Below are 23,238 nucleotides of genomic sequence, written 5' to 3' on the forward strand. Positions count from 1 at the left end.
GTTATCCACAGCCCCCGAGTTATCCATGGGCTCCGAGTTATCCATGCGCCCCGAGTTGTCCATGGGCTCCGAGGGCACTCAGTTGTCCACAGGCCGGGGACAGCCCCCGTGCCGTCACCCCGTTGGCCGGCTCCCCGCCGCCGTCACCTCACGCACCCACGGCGTCTTCGCGTCGGCCCGGCTGCTCTTCTGGACGTCCCAGGTGCCGTAGCGCGGGTTGAGGTCGATGTCGAGCTTCTTGGACGCGTCGGACAGGGCGTTCCAGAAGGCGGGCTTGCCGGTGTCGGTGCCGAGTGACGTGGCGAGTTTCTGGGCCTCGAGCTGGAGGCGGAGGTTCTCGTCGAGGCGCTGCGGGGGGATGCCGTACTGCTGGAGCCAGGCCGCCTCCAGCGCCTTGGCGCCGCCGACCTGCTCCTCCAGGTCGCCACGCATGCCCTGGATCTCCTTGCGGGTGACGGTCACGCCCGCGTCCTGGGCGGCGCGGTGCAGCACCCGGTCGAGGACCAAGGTGTGCAGCACGTCGCGCGGGAGGGTGCCGGACTTGGCGATGACCTGCGCGTACTGGCTCTCGTCCGGTACGGCCGCGCGCTGTGCCGCGCGTACCTCGCCCACCCTGTTCTCCAGCTGCGCGACGGTGATCCGCTGGCCGCCGACGACGGCCGCGGCGCCGGGATGCGCGTCGTTTCCGCAGGCGGTGAGGACAGGCGCCGCGGCGATCGCGGCGGAGAGGAGGAGCGCGGTGCGACGGCGGCGGTGCAAGGAGACCTCCCGAGGAGAGCTTGTGCGACGGTGCACAAAGTCTTGCGGTGATCGATGGTAGGCAGTGGGCAAGCTCTGGCCAACCCATTCGACCAACGATTCACCAGGACTTCGGGCACCGAAGCCCGCCGAAGCACCCCCGGCCGGCCCACTCGGACCGTCCGGCCTGCTCGGAACCGCTCAGCCGGTGATGGCCACCGGCGCGTCCGACGCGTCGCGGTCGACGGTGATCGTGTAGCCGCCGCGCGTCTCCTTGCTGGTGACCATAGAAGTGGTGGCGGCCATGGAGGTCTGCACGGCGATGCCGGCCTGTGTTCGGGAAACGCGGACCCGTGGGAGCCACAAGGATCCGTCAACCCACGACAAGACCTAGCCGCGCATCTGCCCCAGCCAGTGCAGCGTCCGCCGCACCTCCCCCGCCAGCGGGTGGCCCGGTCCGTGCAGGCGTTCCACGTCGAGCAGCAGGCGGGCCAGGGTGTCGTGGGCGGCGGGGCGGTCGCCGAGGGCGAGCAGGAGGTGGCCGATGCGGCGGCGGACGTCGTGGGCGAGTTCGGTGTCGCCGCCGGAGACGTACTGGTTCTCGTAGTACGGCAGCAGCGCGCGGTACTCGGCGAGCGCCGCCGCCGGTTCGCCGAGCTGTTCCAGGCACTGGGCGGCGTCATAGCGGAACCGCAGGGACTGCGGGTCGGCCTGGCCGGCCTCGGCGGCGCGTTCGTCGGCGAGGCGGCGCAGTTCGGGCAGCGCGCGCCGGTACTGGCCGTCGTCCATGAGCGTGGCCGCGTACTGCTTGCGCAGGGTGCGTACGACCGGGGAGTGCTCGCCGTGCTGTTCGGCGGCGGCGGGCAGGATCGCGCCGAGGATGTCGACGGCCTGGGTGATACGGCCCTCGCCGAGGAGGCGTTTGACCTCGTCGACGGCGCGTGCGACGTCCGGTTTCTCGGCCTTCTCGGGGACGGGCGCGACCGGGGCGGGCTGGGGCGCGGGGGTGCGGGCGCGGTCCGGCCAGGGGGCGTGCGGGCGCAGGAACGGGCGGGTGGGGTCGAGGGGCGCTCCGGTGGGCGTCCCGCGCGCGGGCAGCAGCAGGGCCAGGTGCTCGTACACCTCCTGTGCGGAGGCGGGCCGGTGCTGCGGGTCCTTCGCGAGCAGGCGCAGGACCAGGGCCTCGAGTGCCTCGGGAACCTCGGGGCGGATACGGCGCACGGGCAGCGGCGGCTCGTACAGGTGCCGGTGCAGCACGCCGAGTGCCGTCGAGCCGGAGAACGGCACGTCGCCGCTGAGGAGTTCGTGCAGGAGCACGCCGAGTGCGTACAGGTCGGTGTAGGGGCCGACCGCGCCGCCCATCGCCTGCTCGGGGGCCATGTAGGCGGGCGAGCCGATGGGGGTGCCGGTGTGGGTGAGGCGGGTGGTGTCGGCGTCCATGACAGAGGCGACACCGAGGTCGAGCACGGTGACCGTGCCGTCCTGCTTCACCATCACGTTGCGCGGCTTGAGGTCGCGGTGGACGATCGGCACGGCGTGCACGGCGCTCAGTACGGCGCACAGTTGCGCGGCGACCGCGACCGCCCACTGCCAGGGGTACGGGTCGTGCTCGGCGAGGTGGTCGGCGAGGTCGGCGCCGTCGACGTATTGCATGACGAGGAACAACTCCTCGCCCTCGCTGCCCGCGTCGTGCACGGTGACCAGGCCGGGGTGGTCGACCTGCGCGGTCACCCGGCACTCGCGCACGAACCGGCGGCGCAGCTCGTCCGCCTCCTGCCCGGCCACCTTGTCGGGTCGCAGCAGCTTCACCGCCACGCGCCGGTCGAGCCGTTGGTCGTACGCCGTCCAGACCTGCCCCATGCCGCCCTGGCCGATGAGCGTGGACAGTTCATAGCGGCCGGCGACGACACGTCCTGTCGCCACGGTCACCTTCCGCCCTCGTGGTTGCCGTCCGGCCGGCCGTCGTGCCGGCGCAGGTAGTCACTGAGCTCGTCGAGCTCGGCGCGCACCTGGTCGATGCGCGCGGGCGCGGGGCGCTGCGGGGCCGGAGGCGGCGGTACGGGGCTGTGGGGGGCGGCGTCGCGAGGTGCCGGCGACGGCGGTACCGGCGTGCGGGGCACCGGTGTGTGGGGCATCGGGGGCGGCTGCGGCACGGACGCGGTGGTGTACGGCGACTGGGGCTGCGGGTAGCCGTAGGCCGGAGCCGGGGGCTGCCGGCCGGAGTAGCCGGGGAAGCGGAGCTGGTGGAAGTGGCGTATGTCCGCGGAGAGGTAGTACGAGATCGAGAGCACCATGCCGCCCAGCAGGAGGGCGAGGCCCGTCCAGCCGCCCGCGGTGTGGATCTCCTCGCCGGGCTCGGAACCCAGCAGGTAGAAGCTGAGGAACAGCACCACGACCGTCGCCACGAACAGGTACCAGTCGAGCGCCTTGCGGGTCACGATGGCCAGGCGGAGCATCATCGCCCACATCAGCAGGCCGAAGCTCAGCACCGAGAGCACGACGAAGAACACGCGCAGGAAGACCAGCCACCCGGTCGGCGGCGGCGGCTTCACCGGCTGCGTGTGGCCGTGGCCTTGCATGACTGCTCCTGATGCCTGGTGTGGACGCACGTGCGGGACAACCTCGGTCATGCGATTGTCGCTTCGAGCGTATAGGTGGACACCGACATACGGTCACCAGTTGTACCGAACCGTTGTCGTGCTGATCACGTCGCACGACGGCGCAGGTCAGGCGGAGTCGCGGCCTCCGGATCAGCGGCTCGGCCGCCGGATCAGTCGGGCGCGACGGTCCCGTCCGTCAGACCGTCGTACATGCCGCGCACCAGTTGCTCCCCGAGTCGGCCCGCGTGCCGGAGCGCCCGTTCGAACTCGTCGAGTGCGCGGAAACGGGCGCCGTAGCGCCGTTGTTCGTCCAGCGGGAGCCGGGGCAGCTGGAGGCGGCGCACGTCGAGGCGGGTGGCGGTGGAGGCGTAGCTGCTGGCCTGCCGGTTGTTGGCGGTGCCGCGCAGGAAGCCGGCGAGGAACCAGGGGTCGAGCGCCGTGGGATCGGGGCGCAGCAGCACGAGGTTGCGCCCCAGGGCGGCGCCGCCGGTCGCGTCGTCGATCACGCGCGCGATGGAGCCGCCGCCGACGACCGGCACGACGACGTCGCCGGGTTCGGTCAGCACCGCTTCCTCGTCGCTCTCGGGCAGCGTCCCGGAGGGGGCCGTTCCGGCGAGCACGTCATGGTCGGTGAGAACGGGCACGCGCGCGTGGCCGCCGTGTCCGCCGGTCCGCACCGTCAGGCCGCCCCCGCGCGCGAGTTCACCGAGGGTGGTGAGCGGCCAGCGGGCGGGCTGGGCGGCGTCGGGGGGCGGCGGGGTGAGGTCGGCGGTCAGCCGCAGGGTCTCGCCGAGGCGCTCGCGCACGGCCGTGAGCTGCTCGGCGCCGTCGGCGGCCGTGGGGGGCGGGAGATGACGGGCGGGGGCGAGGTCCACGTCGTCGTCGAGAAGTTCGATGACGGGCAACGAGCGGGCCAGGCCCGGGCGTTCGTCGAGCGAGCCGGTGCGGTCGTGGACGCGCCAGGCGTCGAGGACGGCATCCCGCACCGCCTGCCAGTCCGGCCCGCCCCGCCCCTCACCGGCGAACCGTCCCACGTCGGCGAGCAGCACCTCGGGCTGCCCCGGCGCCCGGTCGGGCCGGCGCAGCACCCACAGGTGGAGCGGGATGTTGTACGGCGGTGCCGCGCCGACCGGCAGGGCGATGACGGCACGCAGCGCACCGCGCCGCAGCAGGTCGGCGCGGATACGGCGGCCGGAGCGGCGGGAGGCGGCGGCGGGCGGCATGAGCAGGACGGCGGTGCCGCCGTCCCTGAGGCGGGCGAGCGCGTGCTGCACCCAGGCCAGCTCGGACTCGTTGCGGGCCGGGAAGCCGAACTCCCAACGGGGGTCGTAGGCCAGTTCGTCGTGCCCCCAGTTGCGCTCGTTGAAGGGCGGGTGGCACAGCACGGCGTCGGCGCGCAGCCCGGAGTGGGCGTCGGCGCGCAGGGTGTCGCCGACGGCGCCGCTCACCGCGGCCCCCGTCTGCAGGGCGAGCCGGAGCGCGGTGAGCGCGGCGAGTTCAGGAGTGCTGTCCTGGGCGTAGAGCTCCTGGTCGGGACGGGAGGTGACGGCGCGCAGCAGGGCGCCGGTGCCGCAGGCCGGGTCGAGGACGGTGCGGGCGGGGCCCGACAGCTCGGCCAGGTCGGCCATGAGACCGGCGAGTTCGGCGGGGGTGAGCGTGTACTGGCGCGGGTTGGCGTCGAGGTGCCGGCCGAGCAGGAACTCGAAGGTCTGGCGAGCGCCGAGTTCCGCGGCCAGTTCGGCGGTGCCGCGGAGGAGGGGGGCGGAGGGAAGGAGTTCGGGGGCGGTGGGGAGACGGACGGCGGGGGTGACCGGCGGGGTGGGCGTGCCGTGAACAGCCGGGGGCGTGGCTGCGGCGGGCGGGGTGTTCACATGGGCCAGGGTGTTCACACCCAGCCTCGGCACGAGCACCTGCTCCAGCGCACCGGGCAGCGTCGCGGCGAGCCGCTCGTCGGAACCGGCGCCGACCTCCAGCCAGACGGTGGGCCGGTCATGGATGAGCAGGAGGACACAGCCGGCGTGGATCAGGGCGGTGACCGGGCCCTCGGGATGGCCGGCGAGCTGCTGCCAGACGCGTTCTCGCAGGGGCACCTCGGCCAGTTTGCCCTGGTCGCGCAGCCAGGCCTCGACCTCGGCGAGGGCGAAGGAGGGGCTGGTCTCGGTGCCGCCGACCGGCTTGGGGAAATCGGCGTGACGGCGGCGCCAGTTGCTCACGGCGGCACGTCCCACTCCGGCGAGCCGGGCGATCCCGGCCGCGGTCACCTCTGTCGCGTTGTCCTGCCGCACCCGCCCGCTCCCCTCGTCGTCCCCGCGTTCGCGTGTGACGCCGAGCATACCGACGCACACAAGAGCCATTCATTCACGACCGTGTACACGCGATTTTTCGTGAACCGTGTTGACTCGGTTCACACGCACTGCTCTTATTGACCCAGCGAACGAGCGACTGCCGATCGGCGGCCGTCGCCGCGCTCGGGGAGGGGAACAGAGCCATGGGTATGAAGGGCAAGATCGCGCTGGGTGCCGTCGTGGGGATCGTGGTCATCGGCGCCGTGTCGGCGAACGCCGGAAGCGGTGGCGACAGCGACTCCGGCAGCGGCGGTCAGGGCTCTTCGGCGTCCGCGGAGCGCAAGGACGGCGGCGAGCGGGGGGACGAGGACACGGCCGAAGTCGCCGAGAAGAGGACCGCGTTCGCGGGGGACGGCGACTTCCAGGTCGGTACGGACGTCAAGCCCGGCACCTACCGCACCACGGGCAACACCGACGGCATGTGCTACTGGGAGCGGGCCAAGGACTCCTCCGGCGAGATGGACTCGCTGCTGACCAACGACAACGTGACCGGCACGAGCTACGTCACCGTCAAGGCCACCGACAAACTGTTCACGTCGAGCGGCTGCAAGGACTGGGAGGCCGTCGACGACAAGGCGAAGGGCTCCCCCGCCTCGGCGATGGCCGGCGAGGGCGGCATGTTCAAGGTCGGCGTCGACATCGCCCCGGGCACCTACAAGTCCACCGGCAACACCGACGACTCCTGCTACTGGGAGCGCACCAAGGACGCCGAGCACGGCATCGACTCGATCATCGCGAACAACAACGTGACCGGTACGGCCGTCGTCACCGTCAACGCCTCGGACGCGTACTTCAAGACGACCGGCTGCCAGGACTGGAAGAAGTCCGGCTGACCCGGCCGGCTCGCACGGCACGGCCGAAGACCCGCATCGGTGTACGGCATCTCACGGCTCGGGGCGCGACGCGAACCACTCGACGCGCGCCCCGGGCCGGCTCACAGCGGGTGCCGCATCCACACGTTGGGCTCGACGTACACCGCGTGGTCCCGCTCCGGCTCGCAGCGCACCGGCACCAGCGCGCCGGGGACCTCGATGTCGCCCGCGGTGTCGAAGGGCAGGCCGGTCCAGTCGCGCCACTGCTCCAGGGAGCCGGCGACGGTCATGGAGGCCGGGGCGACGGAGTCGATGGTGGCGCCGGCGCGGGCGTGGACGCGCAGCCACGGGTCGTGGGGCAGGCCGTCGGGGCGTACGCGACGGGCGTACTCCTCGATGGGGGTGTGCGGTTCGAGGTGCTTGGCGCTGGGGCGGACCGGGGCGACGACCTCGCCGAAGCCGTGGGCCCGGGCGTTGTCGCGCATCGCGGAGAGCATCCGGGCGGACAGGCCGCCGCCCTGGGCGTGCGGGGCGATGACGACGGAGATGGCGCTGACGGTGTCGGGACGGGTGCCGCCGCGCAGGTCGGCGAAGGCCCACACCAGCACCTGGTCCCAACCGCGCACGGGCAGCCGGCCGCGGCCCTCGACGGCGAGCGCGAACGGCACGCTGTAGGCATGGGCGACGACCTCGCCCCGCTCGTCCTCGGCGAACTGCACGTACTCCGGGAGTTCGTGGGCGATCCGGCCGTAGTGGGCGTTGCCCACCAGGTCCTGGACCACGAACTCCGGCCAGGTGTTCGCCATGCCGACGACGCGCTCGAGCATCTCGGGGCGTTCGGCGAGGGTCGATACCTTCAGCTCCATGACCGTCACCGTAGACACGGGACGCCGCGCCGGAAAGCCGTTTTCGACGCCCCCGGCGCCCCGCGACGCCCCCGACGCTCCGTCACGCGCCGGGCCGCGGGTCATCCCCCGCACTGGCGCAGCATCATCTCCTTGTCGGCGGCCGTCACCGGCAGTTCGTACTTCAGCGACACCTGGGCGAAGCGCACCGCGTACGAGCAGCGGATCCCCTTGTTCGGGGGCAGCCAGGACGCGGGGCCGGAGTCGCCCTTGGAGCCGTTGGTCGGGCCGTCGACCGGCATGAGGTTGAGGGGGTCGTTGGCAATGTCCTGGCGTTTGCCCTTCGGCCAGCGGGAGGCGCCCATCTGCCAGTCGTACGACAACGGCATCACGTGGTCGATCTGTACGGTCGTGGCGCGGGACTTGGCCCAGTCGATCGTCCGGCCCGTGTACGGGTCGCGCAGGATCATCGAGCTGACGACGCAGTCCGAGCCGGAGCGGAAGCGGAGGTCCTCGCCGTCGCGCTTGAGGAGGTCGTTGCGGGTGTCGCAGCCATTGCGGGCGAACGGGATGCCGCCCGGGGCGGAATCCATCCAGGCGTAGCCGAACTTGTCCCGGTCGTAGCCCGTCCTGGGACCGCGGCCCTTCGTCGTCACCTTCTCGATCAGGGCCCGTGCCTCGGCCCGGTCGGCGTCCGTGGTGAGGGGCGCGAGCCCCGGTTTCGTGCCGTCGGGGTTGTCGAGCGGGCTGGCGGCCCGGCCGGAACCCGTGGCGGGGACGGAGCCGGAGGGCTCGCCGTCCCCGGGCAGATCGACGTTCTCGCACCCCGCCAGTACCAGCACCATGCCGAGCATCGCCGCGGCGCTCGCCGCCCCGCCCCTCAGACGCATCACGATGCGCCCCTCCCCTTGCAGCCCGTTCCGCCCCGCACAGGCGGTTTTCCCCGGTACGCCGTCACGAACACGGTAGCGACCCGGCGCACGGCGGCATTCAGGCGGCTCGGACCGGAGGTCCAGACCACACATGGGCCAAGCGCGCATACTTCACAACCCGGGCGTATCGTCGGTGGTGAATCACCTCCGGAAGGAGCTCTGGATGGGCATCTTCGACAGGCTCAAGAACCGCCACGCGCAGGACAAGGCCAGGGACATGTCCGACGCCGGGGAGCGGAAGGCCAACGAGAAGACGGGCAGCAAGTACGAGAGCCAGGTCGACGACGCGCAGCAGCGGATGGAGCGCGAACTCGGCATGGACCGCGACAGGCCCGACCAGCCGTAGGACCGAAGACCCACGGAGGACCACGAGCCCGCTTTCGCTGAACCACCTTGCGAACAGAGGCCGTCCGCGGAGACCAAGCTCCCGCGGGCGGCTTCTCGCGCAGCGCTTGACCTCAAGTGCGCTTGAGGTCCCAGAGTGGTCGCCATGACCACCGAAACCGCGGACATCAACGCCCCCGAAGAGGCCGACCTCAAGGCCATCGCCCAGGTCGTCGCCGACGTCGAACGCACCCAGCGCGCCAAGGACCCCGACGGCTTCCTCGCCCTCTTCCACCCCGACTCCCTGTGGACGACCGGCCACGGCAAGGTCCTCATCGGCTTCGACGCCATCGCCGAGTTCACCCGTGCCGTCCTGCCCACCGCCACCTTCGACGGCGAGGTCACCTACGAGGTGACGCACACGCAGTTCCTGCGGCCCGACGTGGCGGCCGTCAAGGTCCGGCAGGTCTACCACTCACCGGAGGGCGACACGGAGGGCGCGCCGCTGTACGTCATGACGAAGCAGGACGACGGCAGGTGGCTGCTGCAGGCCTGCCAGAACACCGAGGTGCGGGGCGAGTAGGGAGGTCAGGACCCCAGAATCGACGCCAGGAACTCCCCGACCCACCCGAGCAACTCCCGCCCGACCAGCGGCTTCCCGCCCACCTTCGCGGTCTTCGGACGCGGCACCAGCACCTGGTGCACCGCCGGCTTGATGACGGTGCCCGGGTACAGGCGCTTGAGCCTGAGCTCCTGCGATTCCCGCAACTCCACCGGCGCGAAGCGGATGTTGTTGCCCTGCAGGACGATCTCGCCGACGCCGCACGCGCGTGCCAGCATGCGCAGGCCCGCCACCAGGAGGAGGTTCTCGACGGGCTCCGGCAACTTGCCGTAGCGGTCGGTGAGTTCCTCTCGTACGGCCTTGACGTCCTCCTCCGTGTTGGCGGAGGCGATGGAGCGGTAGGCCTGGAGCCGGAGCCGCTCGCCCGGCGCGTAGTCGTGCGGGACGTGCGCGTCGACGGGGAGCTCGATCTTGACCTCGAGCGGCGGCTCCTCCTCGACGCCGCCCTCCAGGGACGCCCGGTAGTCCGCGACCGCCTCGCCGACCATACGGACGTACAGGTCGAAGCCGACGCCCGCGATGTGGCCGGACTGCTCGCCGCCCAGCAGGTTACCGGCGCCCCGGATCTCCAGGTCCTTCATGGCGACGTACATGCCCGCGCCCATCTCCGTGTGCTGGGCGATGGTGGCCAGGCGCTCGTGGGCCGTCTCCGTGAGGGGCTTCTCCGGGGGGTAGAGGAAGTAGGCGTAGCCGCGCTCCCTGCCTCGGCCGACCCGGCCGCGCAGCTGGTGCAGCTGGGACAGGCCGAAGTTGTCGCCGCGCTCCACGATCAGGGTGTTGGCGTTGGAGATGTCGATGCCGGACTCGACGATCGTCGTCGACACGAGGACGTCGAACTTCTTCTCCCAGAAGTCGACGACCACCTGCTCCAGGGACTGCTCCGACATCTGGCCGTGGGCCGTCGCGATGCGTGCCTCGGGGACGATCTCGCGCAGCCGCGCGGCCGCCCGGTCGATCGACTCGACCCGGTTGTGGATGTAGAAGACCTGGCCCTCGCGCAGCAGTTCGCGGCGGATCGCGGCGCCGATCTGCTTCTCCTCGTACGGGCCGACGAAGGTCAGGACCGGGTGGCGCTCCTCGGGCGGGGTCGTGATCGTCGACATCTCCCTGATGCCCGTGACCGCCATCTCCAGGGTCCTCGGGATCGGGGTCGCGGACATCGTCAGGACGTCGACGTTCGCGCGCAGCTTCTTCAGCTGCTCCTTGTGCTCGACGCCGAAGCGCTGTTCCTCGTCGACGATGACCAGGCCCAGGTCCTTGAACTTGGTCTCCGACGAGAACAGGCGGTGGGTGCCGATGACGATGTCCACGGAGCCTTCGCGCAGCCCCTCCAGGACCGCCTTCGCCTCGGTGTCGGTCTGGAAGCGGGACAGGGCCCGGGTGTTCACCGGGAACTGCGAGTAGCGCTCGGAGAACGTCCCGAAGTGCTGCTGCACCAGGAGGGTCGTGGGGACGAGTACGGCCACCTGCTTGCCGTCCTGGACCGCCTTGAAGGCGGCGCGGACCGCGATCTCCGTCTTGCCGTAGCCGACGTCGCCGCAGATCAGGCGGTCCATCGGGACCGACTTCTCCATGTCCTCCTTGACCTCGGCGATGGTTGTCAGCTGGTCGGGCGTCTCGGCGTACGGGAAGGCGTCCTCCAGCTCGCGCTGCCAGGGCGTGTCCGAGCCGAAGGCGTGCCCGGGGGCCGCCATACGCGCGCTGTACAGCTTGATCAGGTCCGCCGCGATCTCCTTGACGGCCTTCTTGGCCCGCGCCTTGGTCTTCGTCCAGTCGGCGCCGCCCAGGCGGTGCAGGGTGGGCGCTTCGCCGCCGACGTACTTGGTGATCTGCTCCAGCTGGTCGGTGGGGATGTACAGCCGGTCGCCGGGCTGGCCGCGCTTGGCGGGGGCGTACTCGACGACGAGGTACTCGCGCGTGGCGCCCTGGACGGTGCGCTGCACCATCTCGATGTAGCGGCCGACGCCGTGCTGCTCGTGGACGATGTAGTCGCCCGTCTCCAGGGTGAGCGGGTCGATGGTCTTGCGGCGGCGGGCCGGCATCCGGGCGCCGTCCTTGCCGGCCGCCTTCTGTCCGGTGAGGTCGGTCTCGGTCAGGACGGCCAGCTTGAGCAGCGGGTCCACGAAGCCGTAGTCGATCGAGCCGCACGCCACGTGCACGACGGACGGGGAGATCTCGCCCAGGTCCGCCTCCAGGCGCGCCGCGACGCCCTCGCCGCCGAGCACCTCGACCGTGCGGGCCGCCGGGCCGTGGCCCTCGGTCACGAACACCGTGCGCCAGCCCTCGGCGAGCCAGCCCTTGGTGTCGGCGAGGGCCTTCGCGGTGTCGCCACGGTAGGACTCGGGGGCGTGCATGCCGAGCTTGAGGGTGTCCGCGTCGAGCGTCTCGTCGGCCGCGAACGGCGAGACCGACCACCACATCATGTCCAGCTCGCGGGCGCGGTCGCGGACGTCCGCGATGGACCACAGCGAGGCCGCGCCGACGTCGATGGGCGCCTCGCCGCCGCCGGCCGTGGCGGCCCAGGAGGCCTGCAGGAACTCCTGCGAGGTGGCCACGAGATCGGCGGCACGCGTGCGTACCCGCTCCGGGTCGCACACGACGGCCATGGCGCCCTTGGGCAGGACGTCGAGCAGCAGCTCCATGTCGTCGACGAGGACGGGGGCGAGGGACTCCATGCCCTCGACCGCGATGCCCTCGGCGATCTTGCCGAGCAGTTCGCCGAGCTCGGGGTGCTGTTCGGCGAGGGCACGCGCGCGTGTGCGTACGTCGTCGGTGAGGAGGAGTTCGCGGCAGGGCGGGGCCCACAGGCCGTGCTCGGCGACCTCCAGGGAGCGCTGGTCGGCGACCTTGAAGTAGCGGATCTCCTCGACGTCGTCGCCCCAGAACTCGACGCGCAGGGGGTGTTCCTCGGTGGGCGGGAAGACGTCCAGGATGCCGCCTCGTACGGCGAACTCACCGCGCTTCTCGACGAGCTCCACGCGCGCGTACGCGGCGGCGGCGAGATCCTCGACGATGGTGTTCAGGTCGGCCGTCTGACCGGTCTTCAGGGCCACCGGTTCGAGGTCGCCGAGGCCCTTGACCTGGGGCTGGAGTACGGAGCGGACCGGTGCCACGACGACGGAGACCGGGCCCGTCTCGGGGTCGTCGGGGCGGGGGTGGGCCAGGCGGCGGAGCACCGCGAGCCGTCGTCCCACGGTGTCGCTGCGGGGGCTGAGGCGCTCGTGCGGGAGGGTCTCCCAGGACGGGTACTCCACGACGCCCTCCGGGGGGAGGAGGGAGCGCAGGGCCGCCGCCAGGTCCTCGGCCTCCCGGCCCGTCGCCGTCACCGCGAGGAGCGGGCGGTCGGTCTCGCGGGCGAGGGCGGCGATCGCGAACGGGCGGGCCGCCGGGGGGCCGACCAGGTCGACGTGCATGCGGTTGCCGTCTGCGGCCGCCGTGATCGCTTCCGCGAGGGCGGTGTCCTTGACTACGGCGTCGAGCAGACCGTGCAGGCTCATTCGGGGGCGCTTCCGTCCGGGGTGGGCAACACGAAGGGCCCGACGCGTGGTACGGGCCGGGGGTTCCAGCGTACGTCGCTGCGCGGGCGGGTGCCGGGGGCTGTGGACAACGTCGGTTTCTCTGATACAGGGGGCGGCGTTGCTGCGGGATGCGGGGCGCGCTGTGCTGCGGGCTCGCCTTTTCTCGCCCCCGCCGCCCCTACCCGTCCCGTCCCTGGGGGCTGCCGCCCCCAGACCCCCGCTTCGGCCCGAAGGGCCTCGTCCTCAAACGCCGGACGGGCTGAAATGCCAAAATCAGCCCCTCCGGCGTTTGAGGAGCGGGGTCTGGGGCGGAGCCCCAGAAGGACGGGACGGGTAGGGGCGGCGGGGGCGAAGAAAGAAGTGCCCCGAACCGCCCCGCCCGCCCTCCGGGCGACTGAAGGCCAAACATGTACACCGCGTAAGGTCCCCTCATGCCCACCCCCACTCCCTCCGCGACGCCGAACACGTCCGCCGACCCCCACATACCGGCGCCGGCGACGCCCCCGTCCTCGGAGACCGAGCGGCGGCCCGACGCGGCCCGGCGTGATCCGTGGCTGCTCGCTGCGGCGCTCTTCGTCGGCTACGCGGTTGTCTCCGTCGGGCGCTATCGGCATCTGGGCCAGCGGTCCTGGGACCTCGGCATCTTCGAGCAGGTCATCCGCTCGTACGCGCACCTGCAGGCACCCGTGGCCGACCTCAAGGCACCGGGCTTCAACATCCTGGGCGATCACTTCAGCCCGGTCACCGCGCTCCTCGCGCCTCTCTACCGCCTCTTCCCCTCACCGGTCACGCTGCTCCTCGCCCAGGCCGCGCTGTTCGCCCTGTCCGCCGTTCCGGTGACCCGCGCGGCCGGCCGCCTGCTCGGGCGCCCGCGGGGGCTCGCGATCGGCATCGCGTACGGGCTGTCGTGGGGGCTGCAGCAGGCCGTCGACTTCGACTTCCACGAGATCTGTTTCGCCGTACCGCTCATCGCCTTCAGCCTGGAGGCGCTGCTCGCCCGGCGCTGGCATGCCGCCCTGCTCTGGGCACTGCCCCTCGTCCTCGTGAAGGAGGACCTGGGGATGACGCTCGCCGTCCTCGCCCTGGTCGTCGCCCTGAAGGCCCGAAAGAGCTCACCGCGCGCCGCCCGGTACGCGATCGGCGTCGCCGTCCTCGGCGTGGTGGCCGTCGCCGTCACCCTCCTGCTCGTCATACCGAGCTTCAACACGGCGGGCACCTACGACTACTGGAACAAGGTCAGCGAGTCGGGCGACGGCGGCGGACCCTTCGACGGCCTCGACACCAAGCTCCGCACGCTCGGCTGGCTGCTCATACCCACCACCGGACTGCTCGCCCTCCGGTCCCCGATCCTGCTCATCGCCCTGCCCACCCTGGGGTGGCGGTTCGTCTCCTCCTACTCGGAGTACTGGGGCACCGACTGGCACTACAACGCCGTCCTGATGCCCGTCGTCGCGCTCGCCCTCGTCGACGCCCTCGACAGCGCCCGGCACAGCACGCGCGCGTGGCTGCGGTCGTACGCCCATCACCTGCCCGCCGCCGTCGCCGCCGCGTCCCTCGCGCTGACCACCTCGCTGCCGCTGTCCGCCCTGACCGAGAGCGAGATCTATCGCAAGCCCGCGCGCGTGAGCGCCGTCGAGCGGCTGCTGGCCGAGGTGCCGGACGGGGCCTCCGTCGAGGCGAACATCGCTCCGATCAGCCGGCTCACCTCGCGTTGTCGCGTCTTCTGGATCACCAATACGCGCGGCATCAACCCCGACTTCATCGCCCTCGACAACTCCCGCAAGCGCTACCGCGACGTCGAGGCCTACGCCAAAACCCTGCACCCCGACGCCCTGTACACCGTCCACGGCACCGCCTACGGGGTCGTACTCCTCAAGCGGCAGAGCCCATAGCCGACAGCCGACAGCCGGCGGTGTACAGCGGTCATGACTGGGGGCCCGGCCCGGAAGGTCTTCCCTCCGGACCGGGCCCGTCCCCCGCAACCCCCGTGTGCGGTGGCTATTCGGTCGCTATCGCGTTCAGTACGTTCATCCGGCCCGCCCGGAACGCCGGGATCAGTGCCGCGAACAGCCCCACGAACGCCGAGCCGATGAAGACCCCGATGATCGTCGGCCAGGGGATGTCGAGGACGTTCATCCCTTCCAGCGCCAGCAGCTTGTGGGCCGTGGCGCCCCAGCCCATGCCCAGCCCCAGGCCCAGCAGGGCGCCGAACAGGGCGATCACGACCGACTCCATGCGGATCATGCGGCGCAGCTGGCGGCGGGAGAGGCCGATCGCGCGCAGCAGGCCGATCTCTCTCGTCCGCTCGACCACCGACAGGGCCAGGGTGTTCACGACGCCCAGGACCGCGACGATGATCGCCAGGGCCAGCAGACCGTAGATCATGTTCAGGAGCTGGCCCATCTGGTCCTTGAGCTCCTGCTTGTAGTCGGTCTGATCGCGGACCGGGTACTGCGGGTAGTCGTGCAGCGACTTCTTCAGGGCCGCGTACGCCGCCGCCTCCTGGCCTTCCTTCGCCTTGCCGAGCAGCATCTGGCTCTGCGGGATCCGGTCGGCGGGGAGGTACTTCTGCAGCGTCTCGATGCTGATGTAGCGCGCGCCCTGGTCGAAGGAGGTGTCGTCGTCCGTGATGGCCGCGACCTTCAGTTTCGCCGTCTCGCCGCCCTTGAAGGCGACGCTGATGGTGTCGCCGACGTGCACGCCGTGCTTGGTGGCGTAGTCGGAGCCGACCGACATGGCGTCCTTGCCGTAGGCGGCGGACAGGGTGCCCTCCGTGGTCGTACGGCGCAGGTCCTCGGCGTACGTCGGGTCGGCGGCCGTGATGCCGGTGTCATCGGTCTTGCCGTCCGGCGAGGTCAGCGTGGCGCTGACGTCCTTGGAGCGGCTGACGTGCTCCAGGCCCGGGGTCTGCCGCATCGCCTCCTCGGCGTCCGCGACGATCATCTGCTGGCCGCGCATGACGATGAAGTCCGCGCCCACCGACTTGTCCAGCTCGCTCGTCGCCGAGGCGACCATCGAGGAGCCGACCACCGACAGGCAGGCCACCAGCGCGAGGCCGATCATGAGGGCGGCGCCCGTGGCGCCGGTGCGGCGCGGGTTGCGCAGGGCGTTGCGCTCGGCCATGCGGCCGACCGGGCCGAAGGCACGCAGGAGCACCGCGCTGATCACCCGGACCACGCCGCCCGCGAGCAGCGGGCCGATGACCACGAAGCCGATCAGGGTCAGCACCACGCCGCCGCCCAGCATCAGCGAACCGTCGCGCGCCTTGTCGGCCGTGGCCGCCGCGTAGAGGGCGAAGGCGCCCGCGCCCGTCAGCGTCAGACCGATCAGGCCGCGTATCCAGCCCGCCTTGCCGTCGGCCGGCGTGCCGGCGTCGCGCAGGGCGGCCATCGGGGAGACCTTGCCGGCCCGGCGGGCGGGCAGGTAGGCCGCCAGCACCGTCACCACGACGCCGAGGACGAGGCCGACGACGGGGGTCGTCACCTTGACCGTCAGGTCGTCGGTGGAGAGGTTCATGCCGGCCATCGACATGAGCTTCATGAGGCCGATCGCGATGCCGACACCGGCGCCGACGCCGAGGATCGATCCGACGAAGCCGAGCAGCAGCGCCTCCACCAGAACCGACCGGTTGACCTGTCGGCGCGAGGAGCCGATCGCCCGCATGAGGCCGATCTCGCGGGTGCGCTGGGCGACCAGCATCGAGAAGGTGTTGATGATCAGGAAGATGCCGACCAGGAACGCGATCCCGGCGAAGCCGAGCATGGCGTACTTCATGACGTTCATGAACTCGCCGACGTCCTTGCGGTTCTCGTCAGCGGTCTCCTTGGCCGTCTGGATCTTGTACGCGCCGTTGGACGTGCCGTTCAGCGCCTCGGCGACGTTCTTCTTGAGCTGCGCGTCGCTCACGCCGTCCGCCGCCGTGACGGAGACCTGCGTGAACCGTCCGGTGGCGCCGAGCAGGGCGCGCTGGGCGGTCTCGGTGTCGAAGTAGACGACGGCCGCGCCCGGGTTGGTGACCTTCCAGGAGGCGATACCGACGATCCGCGCGCGGATGTCGCCTGTGGCGGCGATGGTGCGCAGCTCGTCACCGAGCTTCAGGTCGTGCTTGTCGGCGGTGTCCGCGTCGACCATGACCTCGGTGGGCCCGCGCGGGGCGTGCCCGGAGGTGATCTCCATGGACTTCAGGTCGTTCTGGGTCCAGTTGCCGGCGAAGGTGGGGGCGCCGGTGGAGGAACCCATGTTCTTGTTCTCGGAGTTGACGACGGTCACGCTCATCGAGGCGACCGCGCCCTCCGCCTTCTCGACGCCGTCGACGGCCGCGACCTGCTCGACGGTCGAGGCGGGCACCGAGGCGGGCTTGCCGGTGCCGGCGCCGTCGTCCTCGGCCTCGGCGTCCTTGGAGCTGACGGTGACGTCGGACGACGTGACCGCGAAGAGCTTGTCGAAGGTGGTGTTCATCGTGTCGGTGAACACGAGCGTGCCGCACACGAAGGCGACGGAAAGGAGCACCGCCACGGCCGACAGGGCCATGCGCCCCTTGTGCGCGAAGAAGTTGCGCATGGAGGTCTTCAGGACGGTCATGACGTACGCCCCCGGGCGTCGAAGTCCTTCATGCGGTCCAGGACGGCGTCGGCGGTCGGCTTGTACATCTCGTCGACGATGCGCCCGTCGGCGAGGTACAGCACCCGGTCCGCGTACGAGGCGGCGACGGGGTCGTGGGTGACCATCACGATGGTCTGGCCGAGCTCGTCCACGGACCGCCGCAGGAAGCCGAGCACTTCGGCGCCCGCGCGCGAGTCGAGGTTTCCCGTCGGCTCGTCGCCGAAGATGATCTCCGGGCGGGCGGCGAGGGCGCGGGCGACGGCGACGCGCTGCTGCTGGCCGCCGGAGAGCTGGGTGGGCCGGTGCTTGAGCCGGTCGGACAGACCGACGGTGTCGACCACGCGCCCGAGCCACTGCTTGTCCGGCTTACGGCCCGCTATGTCCATGGGCAGCGTGATGTTCTCGAGGGCGTTGAGCGTCGGCAGCAGGTTGAACGCCTGGAAGATGAAGCCGATCCGGTCCCGGCGCAGTCGCGTGAGCTTCTTGTCCTTCAGGCCGGTGATCTCGGTGTCGTCGAGGTGGATCTGGCCGCTGGTGACGGTGTCGAGCCCGGCGAGGCAGTGCATGAGCGTGGACTTGCCGGAGCCCGAGGGGCCCATGATCGCGGTGAACTGGCCACGCGCGATGTCCACGTCGACATGGTCGAGAGCGACGACACGGGTCTCCCCCGACCCGTACGCCTTGACGACCTGCCGCGCCCGCGCGGCAACGGCCGTACTCCCTCCCGCCGCCCGACCACCACCCCTCATCGAGGCGCTTCGCGCCACACCTTCTGAATCGCCTCCGTGCCCGGGAATGGTCACAGCCGATGTCACGGTATGTCTCCTAAGTCGGTCAGCAGGTGAATCGCGAGAACTTGCTACGGCAGTCAGTCTCGTGGCGGGAGAGGGTCCGGCGCGCTGGTGCGCGGCCCCGTCTTGTGCGGGGGAAAACCCCACCCCCATGGGTTCGGTCAGCCGCCCCCCAGCGGCGTAAAGCCAGGTTAAGGACGAGCCGTGCCCCGTCTCGTCCTCCGGCGGTACGAACCCTCCCCGAGACCTAGTACGGAGATCCCCCTAGGGGCTGTCCTCCCACCGGTGGAGCCCTTCTCGGGGTCGTCTCCCCCGTCGGACGCATCCAGGCTCCACCCTCCCGCAACGTCAGGGTCAAGTGGGAAGCTGTTCGGCGGCAGATAGATGCAAGGGGAAACCAAAGGGGAAGGAACCCGGTGGGCCGTACGACACCCGCGATACGCGACACCGCACAGCGCACCGGAACCGAGAAGCGCGCGGCGGTGGTCGCGGCCCTGATGCTCGCGATGGCGCTGGCCGCCCTCGACTCCACCATCGTCTCCACGGCCGTACCGCAGATCGTCGGCGACCTGGGCGGCTTCTCCGTCTTCTCCTGGCTCTTCTCCGGATACCTGCTGGCCGTGACCGTGACCCTCCCGGTCTACGGCAAGCTCTCCGACACCTTCGGCCGCAAGCCGGTGCTGATCGCGGGTGCGGCGGTGTTCCTGCTGGGGTCGCTGCTGTGCGCGGTGGCCTGGAACATGGCCGCGCTGATCGCGTTCCGGATCGTGCAGGGGCTGGGCGGCGGCGCCCTTCAGGGAACCGTCCAGACCCTGGCCGCCGACCTGTACCCGCTCGACGAGCGCCCGAAGATCCAGTCCAAGTTGTCCACGGTGTGGGCGGTTTCGGCGGTGGCCGGACCGGGGGTGGGCGGAGTCCTGGCGGCGTACGCGGACTGGCGCTGGATCTTTCTCATCAACCTGCCGATAGGGGCGGTGGCGTTGTGGCTGATCGTGCGTCATCTGCACGAGCCGAAGCGCGAGACGACGGGCACGCGCGCGCGTGTCGACTGGGCGGGCGCGCTGGCGGTGTTCGCGTGCGGGGGCGTGCTGCTGACGGCGCTGGTGCAGGGCGGGGTGGCGTGGCCGTGGCTGTCGGGACCGTCGATCGCCTTGTTCGGCACGGGACTCGCGCTCGCGGCGGTCGTCGTGGTGGTGGAACGCCGGGCGGCCGACCCGATCATCCCGGGCTGGGTGTGGCGCCGGCGGACGATCGCGGCGGTGAACCTGGCGCTGGGCGCGCTGGGCCTGCTGATGGTGGCCCCGGCGGTGTTCCTCCCCACCTATGCCCAGTCGGTCCTCGGCCTGGCTCCGGTGGCGGCCGGATTCGTGCTGTCCGTATGGACGTTGAGCTGGCCGGTGTCGGCAGCGCTCAGTCAGCACGTGTACCGAAGGATCGGCTTCCGCAACACGGCGATGCTCGGGATCGGCACAGCGTCCCTGATCCTGCTGGCGTTCCTGTTCCTGCCCTACCCCGGGCAGGCCTGGCAGCCGACACTGCTGATGCTGTTGCTGGGAGCGGCGCTGGGCCTGTTCCAACTGCCGCTGATCGTCGGCGTGCAGTCGACGGTCGGCTGGTCGGAGCGCGGGACGACGACGGCGTCGGTGCTGTTCTGCCGGCAGACGGGCCAGACCTTGGGCGCCGCGCTCTTCGGTGCCGTGGCGAACGGCGTGCTGGCGTCGCGGCTCGGCGGGGCGAGCGACCTGGACTCGGTGACGCGGGCGCTGGATTCCGGCGGAACGGCCCCGGAGGCCACCCGGCGGGCCATCGCCGACGCGGTGCACGCCGTGTATCTGGGGGCGTCGTGCGCGGCGGCGCTGGCCTTCCTGGTGCTGTTGCTGCTGGCGCCGAGGCGGTTCCCCGTCCTCAAGGAAGACGAACGGTGACCTCGGGTTCGGCCGGTGACGGGCCGTCGAGCAGCGGCTGCGGGACGCCCTTCAGGTGCAGGTCGAAGAAGGCGGTGACGTACGCGCGCGTGAGGACCTGCGAGCGCTCGTAGGGCAGCGTCGCGGGGCCCGGGATCCCGGCCGGCTCCGCGAGGAGAGGTACGTCGGTGAAGGAGCTGTGGCCCGCTCCGGCGAAGCTCAGCCAGCGCTTCCAGCCGTCCAGGCGGGCCCAGGCCTCGTTCCAGTCGTCGTCATCGGTCCTGGTCTGCTGCCCGAGCATGAGGAAGGGGCGGCCGTCGAGGCCTGTGTCCGGGACCGGGACCGGGAACGTGCCGTCCAACGACGAGCGGGAACCGTCCGCGCGCGGGGCGGGCATCGGTGTGCGCCCAGGTACGGACGCCGTACTTCGGTGGCTCGGGGCAGTACGTGACGGTCGTGGCGGAGGCGATGGGTGCGGGGTGGTCGGTGCGGCCGGTGGCGGGCAGGCGGGTGTGGGTGCCGGCCGGGGGGGTGGGTCGGTGTGGAGTTCGTGGTCGTGGCGGGGCGTGCGGTGCGGCGGCGGGTGGATCGGCGGCTGGCTTTCCGGGCGCGGCTCGACGGCGGGGGCGGCGAGGCCGGTGGGGGCGTCAAGGCCGGTGGGGGCGGCGAGGTGCCCGGCAGTGTGGCCCTCGTTCACCTCAAGTAGTGCCCCGGTCGCCTCGGGTAGCCCTACAGCCGATTCAAAGGTCTGAGTTAACCGGGGTAACACCCCAGGTCAGGGGGCATTCTGCGTAGTAAGCGCATACCGACCACTCAGTTTGGTGAAACCCTCGACCACTCCCGGTACTGCGCAGTAACGTGCGTGGCTCGCCCGCCCCCCACACACTCCCTGCGGTCCGCCGCACCGGACCCGAGCCACGCAAGGAGCACCGGGATGTCCTCCCCGTACCACCCGTACGACCCGCACGACCGGCACCACCCGCACGACCCGTTCTCGCCGTCCCCGCGGTACCCGGCGCCCCCGGCGACTCCGTCCCCGTCGTACGCCACCTACCCCTGGCAGCCCCCCATCCCGCCGGAACCGACCGCACCCCCGCGCCACCGGACCCCGGACCACCCGCCCCTCGGGCACCACAGCGACCTGCGGATCCTGCGCACCGCCTACCGCTGGCAGCGGCGCGTGGCGACGCTCACCGCGCTCGGGTACTTCACCCTCTTCCTGATCCTGTCCGCCGGCGCGCCCGGGTTCATGACGAGCACGGTCACCGACGGGCTGCCCGTCGGCCTGCTCCTCGCGCTGCTCCAACTGCCGGTCACCTGGCTGGCGATATGGCTGTACGAGCACACGGCCAGCCGATACGTCGACCCGCTCGCGGACCGTATCCGCAAGGAGGCCGCGGTGGACGCCAAGCGCGAGGCGGGCAAGAGGGAGGCCGGGCGATGACGGACTTCAGCTCGGACGCGCAGGCCTGGTCGCTCGTCGCGTTCTGCACCGTGGCCACGATCACGCTGCTGCTGTGCGTGATGATGGGCCCGGACCGGGACGACCTCGACGAGTTCTACACCGGCTACAGCTCGCTGTCCCCCATGCGCAACGGCCTGGCGATCGCGGGCGACTACATCAGCGCGGCGACCGTGCTGGGCACGACCGGCGTGATCGCGCTGTGCGGCTACGACGGCATCGTGCTGGCGCTGAGCACGGCCCTGTCCCTGATGCTGCTGATGTTCCTGCTGGCCGAACCGCTGCGCAACGCGGGCCGGTTCACGATGGGCGACGCGCTGGCGCGCCGGATGCCGGGTCGGGGCGTGCGGGTCGCGGCGTGCGCGGTGACGCTGGCCGCACTGATGCCGCTGATGCTGGTGCAGTTGGCAGGGACCGGGCAGCTGCTGGCGTTCATCCTGGGGTTCTCGGGCGACTCCCTGAAGACGGGATGCATCGTCGGGCTGGGCGTGCTGATGATCAGCTACGCGGCGATCGGCGGGATGAAGGGCACGGCCCTCATCCAGATCCTGAAGATGGTGATGCTGCTCGGATCGGGCGCCGTGGTGGCCGTACTGGTGCTGCGGCGGTTCGACTGGGATCCGGGCGCGCTGTTCGACGCGGCGGCGGCGCAGAGCGGGGTCGGCTCGGCCTTCCTGGAGTCGGGGCTGCAGTTCGCGGGCGGCCCGCATCCAAGCCTCGACATGATCAGCTCCCAGATGGCCGTCGTCCTCGGCGGTGCGGTTCTGCCGCACATCACCATGCGTATGTACACGGCGAGCGGCGCGCGTCAGGTGCGGCGGTCCATGTCCTGGGCGGTGTCCAGCGTGGCGGTGTTCGTGCTGGTGATCACGGTGGTCGGCTTCGGTGCGACGGCGCTGATCGGGCGGGAGGTGATCGCCGGGGCGGACTCGCAGGGCAACACGGCCTATCTGCTGGGTACCAGGGCCGCGTTCGGCGCCGACGTCTCCACCACGGAGACGCTCGTCTTCACGGCGGTCACCACGGCCATCTTCCTGACCGTGCTCGCCTCGGTCGCCGGCATGATCCTCGCCTGCGCGAACTCCCTCGCCCATGACGTGTTCGCCACCCGGCTGCGGGAGCTGTCCGCCCGCCGAGAGATGGCGCTGGCCCGGCTGTCGGCGCTGGCGGTGGGCGTCCCGGCGATCGTGCTGGCGACCATGGTCCAGCACCGCAGCCTGCAACCGCTGGTGACCCTGTCCTTCACCCTCGGCGCCTCCGCCATCGCCCCGGCGCTCGTCTACAGCCTCTTCTGGCGCAGGTACACCCGCGCCGGCCTGCTGTGGACCCTGATCGGCGGCTCGGCGGTGGTGCTGGTCCTGATGCCGGGAACCAACCTGGTGTCCGGCTCACCGATCTCCGCCTTCCCCGACGCCGACTTCAACTGGTTCCCCTTCACGACACCCGGGCTCGTGTCGATACCGGCCGGCTTCCTCTTCGGGTGGTTGGGGACGGTCATGTCGGGACGGGGCAAGACGGAGGAGCAGCGGCGGCAGTACGAGGCCGTGGAGGGGTGGATTTTGGCGGGGGCGGTGCGGAGGGGGAATTGAGCGGGGGGAATTGAGCGGGGGGGCGCTGGGTGCGGCGGGAGCCGCGGGAGTGACCCGGGCTTCGAGTCACTCGCCGGGGCGGGCTGCATTTCGGCGTCCGGGCCTTCGGGGCACGCGCGGGGGGGGCGACTACTTTTCGGCGTCCGGGCCTTCG

The 23,238-nt window shown here is 71.3% G+C and carries 18 protein-coding genes and 1 pseudogene; 8 read left to right on the forward strand and 11 right to left on the reverse strand.

Annotated elements, in window-relative coordinates; genetic code table 11:
* Positions 1-114 precede the first annotated feature (114 nt).
* From ABD932_RS33245 to ABD932_RS33265, 5 genes and pseudogenes are all read right to left on the reverse strand, one after another.
* Positions 115-759: a SurA N-terminal domain-containing protein gene (locus tag ABD932_RS33245; protein WP_345018522.1), complete on the reverse strand. Its 645-nt coding sequence runs from the start codon at positions 757-759 to the stop codon at positions 115-117.
* Positions 760-939: 180 nt separating this feature from the next.
* Positions 940-1,026 (reverse strand): annotated as a pseudogene (locus ABD932_RS33250) (glycoside hydrolase domain-containing protein); the annotation flags it as partial.
* 102 nt (positions 1,027-1,128) lie between these two features.
* Entirely contained in the window at positions 1,129-2,625 is a 1,497-nt protein-coding gene (locus ABD932_RS33255; protein ID WP_345018817.1) for a serine/threonine-protein kinase, read from the reverse strand.
* 38 nt (positions 2,626-2,663) lie between these two features.
* Entirely contained in the window at positions 2,664-3,317 is a 654-nt protein-coding gene (locus tag ABD932_RS33260) for a hypothetical protein (RefSeq protein WP_345018524.1), read from the reverse strand.
* Positions 3,318-3,508: 191 nt separating this feature from the next.
* Entirely contained in the window at positions 3,509-5,671 is a 2,163-nt protein-coding gene (locus ABD932_RS33265) for an N-6 DNA methylase (RefSeq protein ID WP_345018526.1), read from the reverse strand.
* A gap of 155 nt (positions 5,672-5,826) precedes the next feature.
* On the opposite strand from ABD932_RS33265, the gene ABD932_RS33270 reads away from it, so the two are divergent.
* Positions 5,827-6,516 (forward strand): Rv1352/Rv1906c domain-containing protein, encoded by a 690-nt coding sequence (locus tag ABD932_RS33270; protein ID WP_345018528.1) that lies wholly within the window; start codon positions 5,827-5,829, stop codon positions 6,514-6,516.
* Between the two features lie 101 nt (positions 6,517-6,617).
* Here the strand turns inward: ABD932_RS33270 and ABD932_RS33275 are convergent, their stop codons facing one another.
* Together ABD932_RS33275 and ABD932_RS33280 are read right to left on the reverse strand one after the other, a co-directional pair.
* Positions 6,618-7,361, reverse strand: coding sequence for an N-acetyltransferase (locus ABD932_RS33275; RefSeq protein WP_345018532.1), 744 nt, complete (start codon positions 7,359-7,361; stop codon positions 6,618-6,620).
* 101 nt (positions 7,362-7,462) lie between these two features.
* Positions 7,463-8,230: an HNH endonuclease family protein gene (locus ABD932_RS33280; RefSeq protein ID WP_345018819.1), complete on the reverse strand. Its 768-nt coding sequence runs from the start codon at positions 8,228-8,230 to the stop codon at positions 7,463-7,465.
* Between the two features lie 205 nt (positions 8,231-8,435).
* On the opposite strand from ABD932_RS33280, the gene ABD932_RS33285 reads away from it, so the two are divergent.
* Both ABD932_RS33285 and ABD932_RS33290 read left to right on the forward strand, forming a co-directional pair.
* Positions 8,436-8,618, forward strand: coding sequence for an Rv0909 family putative TA system antitoxin (locus tag ABD932_RS33285; RefSeq protein ID WP_345018535.1), 183 nt, complete (start codon positions 8,436-8,438; stop codon positions 8,616-8,618).
* Between the two features lie 144 nt (positions 8,619-8,762).
* Positions 8,763-9,179 carry an SgcJ/EcaC family oxidoreductase gene (locus ABD932_RS33290; protein WP_345018538.1) on the forward strand — a complete coding sequence of 139 codons (417 nt, stop codon included), beginning with the start codon at positions 8,763-8,765 and terminating at the stop codon, positions 9,177-9,179.
* 5 nt (positions 9,180-9,184) lie between these two features.
* Here the strand turns inward: ABD932_RS33290 and mfd are convergent, their stop codons facing one another.
* On the reverse strand, positions 9,185-12,715 hold the full coding sequence (gene mfd / locus ABD932_RS33295; RefSeq protein ID WP_345018540.1) for a transcription-repair coupling factor: 3,531 nt from the start codon (positions 12,713-12,715) through the stop codon (positions 9,185-9,187).
* 452 nt (positions 12,716-13,167) lie between these two features.
* Between mfd and ABD932_RS33300 the strand changes: the two genes are divergently transcribed.
* Entirely contained in the window at positions 13,168-14,628 is a 1,461-nt protein-coding gene (locus ABD932_RS33300; protein WP_345018542.1) for a DUF2079 domain-containing protein, read from the forward strand.
* A 106-nt stretch (positions 14,629-14,734) separates the two neighbouring features.
* Here the strand turns inward: ABD932_RS33300 and ABD932_RS33305 are convergent, their stop codons facing one another.
* Entirely contained in the window at positions 14,735-17,317 is a 2,583-nt protein-coding gene (locus ABD932_RS33305) for an ABC transporter permease (protein WP_345018544.1), read from the reverse strand.
* Positions 17,314-18,153 (reverse strand): ABC transporter ATP-binding protein, encoded by an 840-nt coding sequence (locus ABD932_RS33310; RefSeq protein WP_425587552.1) that lies wholly within the window; start codon positions 18,151-18,153, stop codon positions 17,314-17,316. The genes ABD932_RS33305 and ABD932_RS33310 overlap by 4 nt, the downstream gene beginning before the upstream one ends.
* A gap of 392 nt (positions 18,154-18,545) precedes the next feature.
* Between ABD932_RS33310 and ABD932_RS33315 the strand changes: the two genes are divergently transcribed.
* Positions 18,546-20,054 carry an MFS transporter gene (locus ABD932_RS33315; protein ID WP_345018548.1) on the forward strand — a complete coding sequence of 503 codons (1,509 nt, stop codon included), beginning with the start codon at positions 18,546-18,548 and terminating at the stop codon, positions 20,052-20,054.
* On the opposite strand, the gene ABD932_RS33320 is transcribed toward ABD932_RS33315, so the two are convergent.
* Positions 20,035-20,430 carry a hypothetical protein gene (locus ABD932_RS33320; protein ID WP_345018550.1) on the reverse strand — a complete coding sequence of 132 codons (396 nt, stop codon included), beginning with the start codon at positions 20,428-20,430 and terminating at the stop codon, positions 20,035-20,037. The two genes, ABD932_RS33315 and ABD932_RS33320, sit on opposite strands and share 20 nt — an antisense overlap.
* A gap of 144 nt (positions 20,431-20,574) precedes the next feature.
* Between ABD932_RS33320 and ABD932_RS33325 the strand changes: the two genes are divergently transcribed.
* The 3 genes from ABD932_RS33325 (at position 20,575) to ABD932_RS33335 (ending at position 23,084) form a co-directional block, all read left to right on the forward strand.
* Entirely contained in the window at positions 20,575-20,739 is a 165-nt protein-coding gene (locus ABD932_RS33325; RefSeq protein WP_345018552.1) for a hypothetical protein, read from the forward strand.
* A gap of 228 nt (positions 20,740-20,967) precedes the next feature.
* Positions 20,968-21,477, forward strand: a complete 510-nt coding sequence (locus ABD932_RS33330; protein ID WP_345018555.1) for a DUF485 domain-containing protein — start codon at positions 20,968-20,970, stop codon at positions 21,475-21,477.
* The gene (locus ABD932_RS33335; protein WP_345018557.1) at positions 21,474-23,084 is read left to right on the forward strand and encodes a sodium/solute symporter; all 1,611 of its coding nucleotides are present in this window, start codon (positions 21,474-21,476) and stop codon (positions 23,082-23,084) included. Before ABD932_RS33330 ends, ABD932_RS33335 begins: the two co-directional genes overlap by 4 nt.
* Positions 23,085-23,238 lie beyond the last annotated feature (154 nt).

Source organism: Streptomyces shaanxiensis, from assembly GCF_039537145.1.
GTDB lineage: Bacteria > Actinomycetota > Actinomycetes > Streptomycetales > Streptomycetaceae > Streptomyces > Streptomyces shaanxiensis.

Coding starts and splice junctions, on each gene's coding strand:
- ABD932_RS33260 (WP_345018524.1), bottom strand. CDS start 3,317: ATGCAAGGCCACGGCCACACGCAGCCGGTGAAGCCGCCGCCGCCGACC.
- ABD932_RS33265 (WP_345018526.1), bottom strand. CDS start 5,671: ATGCTCGGCGTCACACGCGAACGCGGGGACGACGAGGGGAGCGGGCGG.
- ABD932_RS33270 (WP_345018528.1), top strand. CDS start 5,827: ATGGGTATGAAGGGCAAGATCGCGCTGGGTGCCGTCGTGGGGATCGTG.
- ABD932_RS33275 (WP_345018532.1), bottom strand. CDS start 7,361: ATGGAGCTGAAGGTATCGACCCTCGCCGAACGCCCCGAGATGCTCGAG.
- ABD932_RS33280 (WP_345018819.1), bottom strand. CDS start 8,230: ATGCGTCTGAGGGGCGGGGCGGCGAGCGCCGCGGCGATGCTCGGCATG.
- ABD932_RS33285 (WP_345018535.1), top strand. CDS start 8,436: ATGGGCATCTTCGACAGGCTCAAGAACCGCCACGCGCAGGACAAGGCC.
- ABD932_RS33290 (WP_345018538.1), top strand. CDS start 8,763: ATGACCACCGAAACCGCGGACATCAACGCCCCCGAAGAGGCCGACCTC.
- mfd (WP_345018540.1), bottom strand. CDS start 12,715: ATGAGCCTGCACGGTCTGCTCGACGCCGTAGTCAAGGACACCGCCCTC.
- ABD932_RS33300 (WP_345018542.1), top strand. CDS start 13,168: ATGCCCACCCCCACTCCCTCCGCGACGCCGAACACGTCCGCCGACCCC.
- ABD932_RS33305 (WP_345018544.1), bottom strand. CDS start 17,317: ATGACCGTCCTGAAGACCTCCATGCGCAACTTCTTCGCGCACAAGGGG.
- ABD932_RS33320 (WP_345018550.1), bottom strand. CDS start 20,430: ATGCCCGCCCCGCGCGCGGACGGTTCCCGCTCGTCGTTGGACGGCACG.
- ABD932_RS33330 (WP_345018555.1), top strand. CDS start 20,968: ATGTCCTCCCCGTACCACCCGTACGACCCGCACGACCGGCACCACCCG.
- ABD932_RS33335 (WP_345018557.1), top strand. CDS start 21,474: ATGACGGACTTCAGCTCGGACGCGCAGGCCTGGTCGCTCGTCGCGTTC.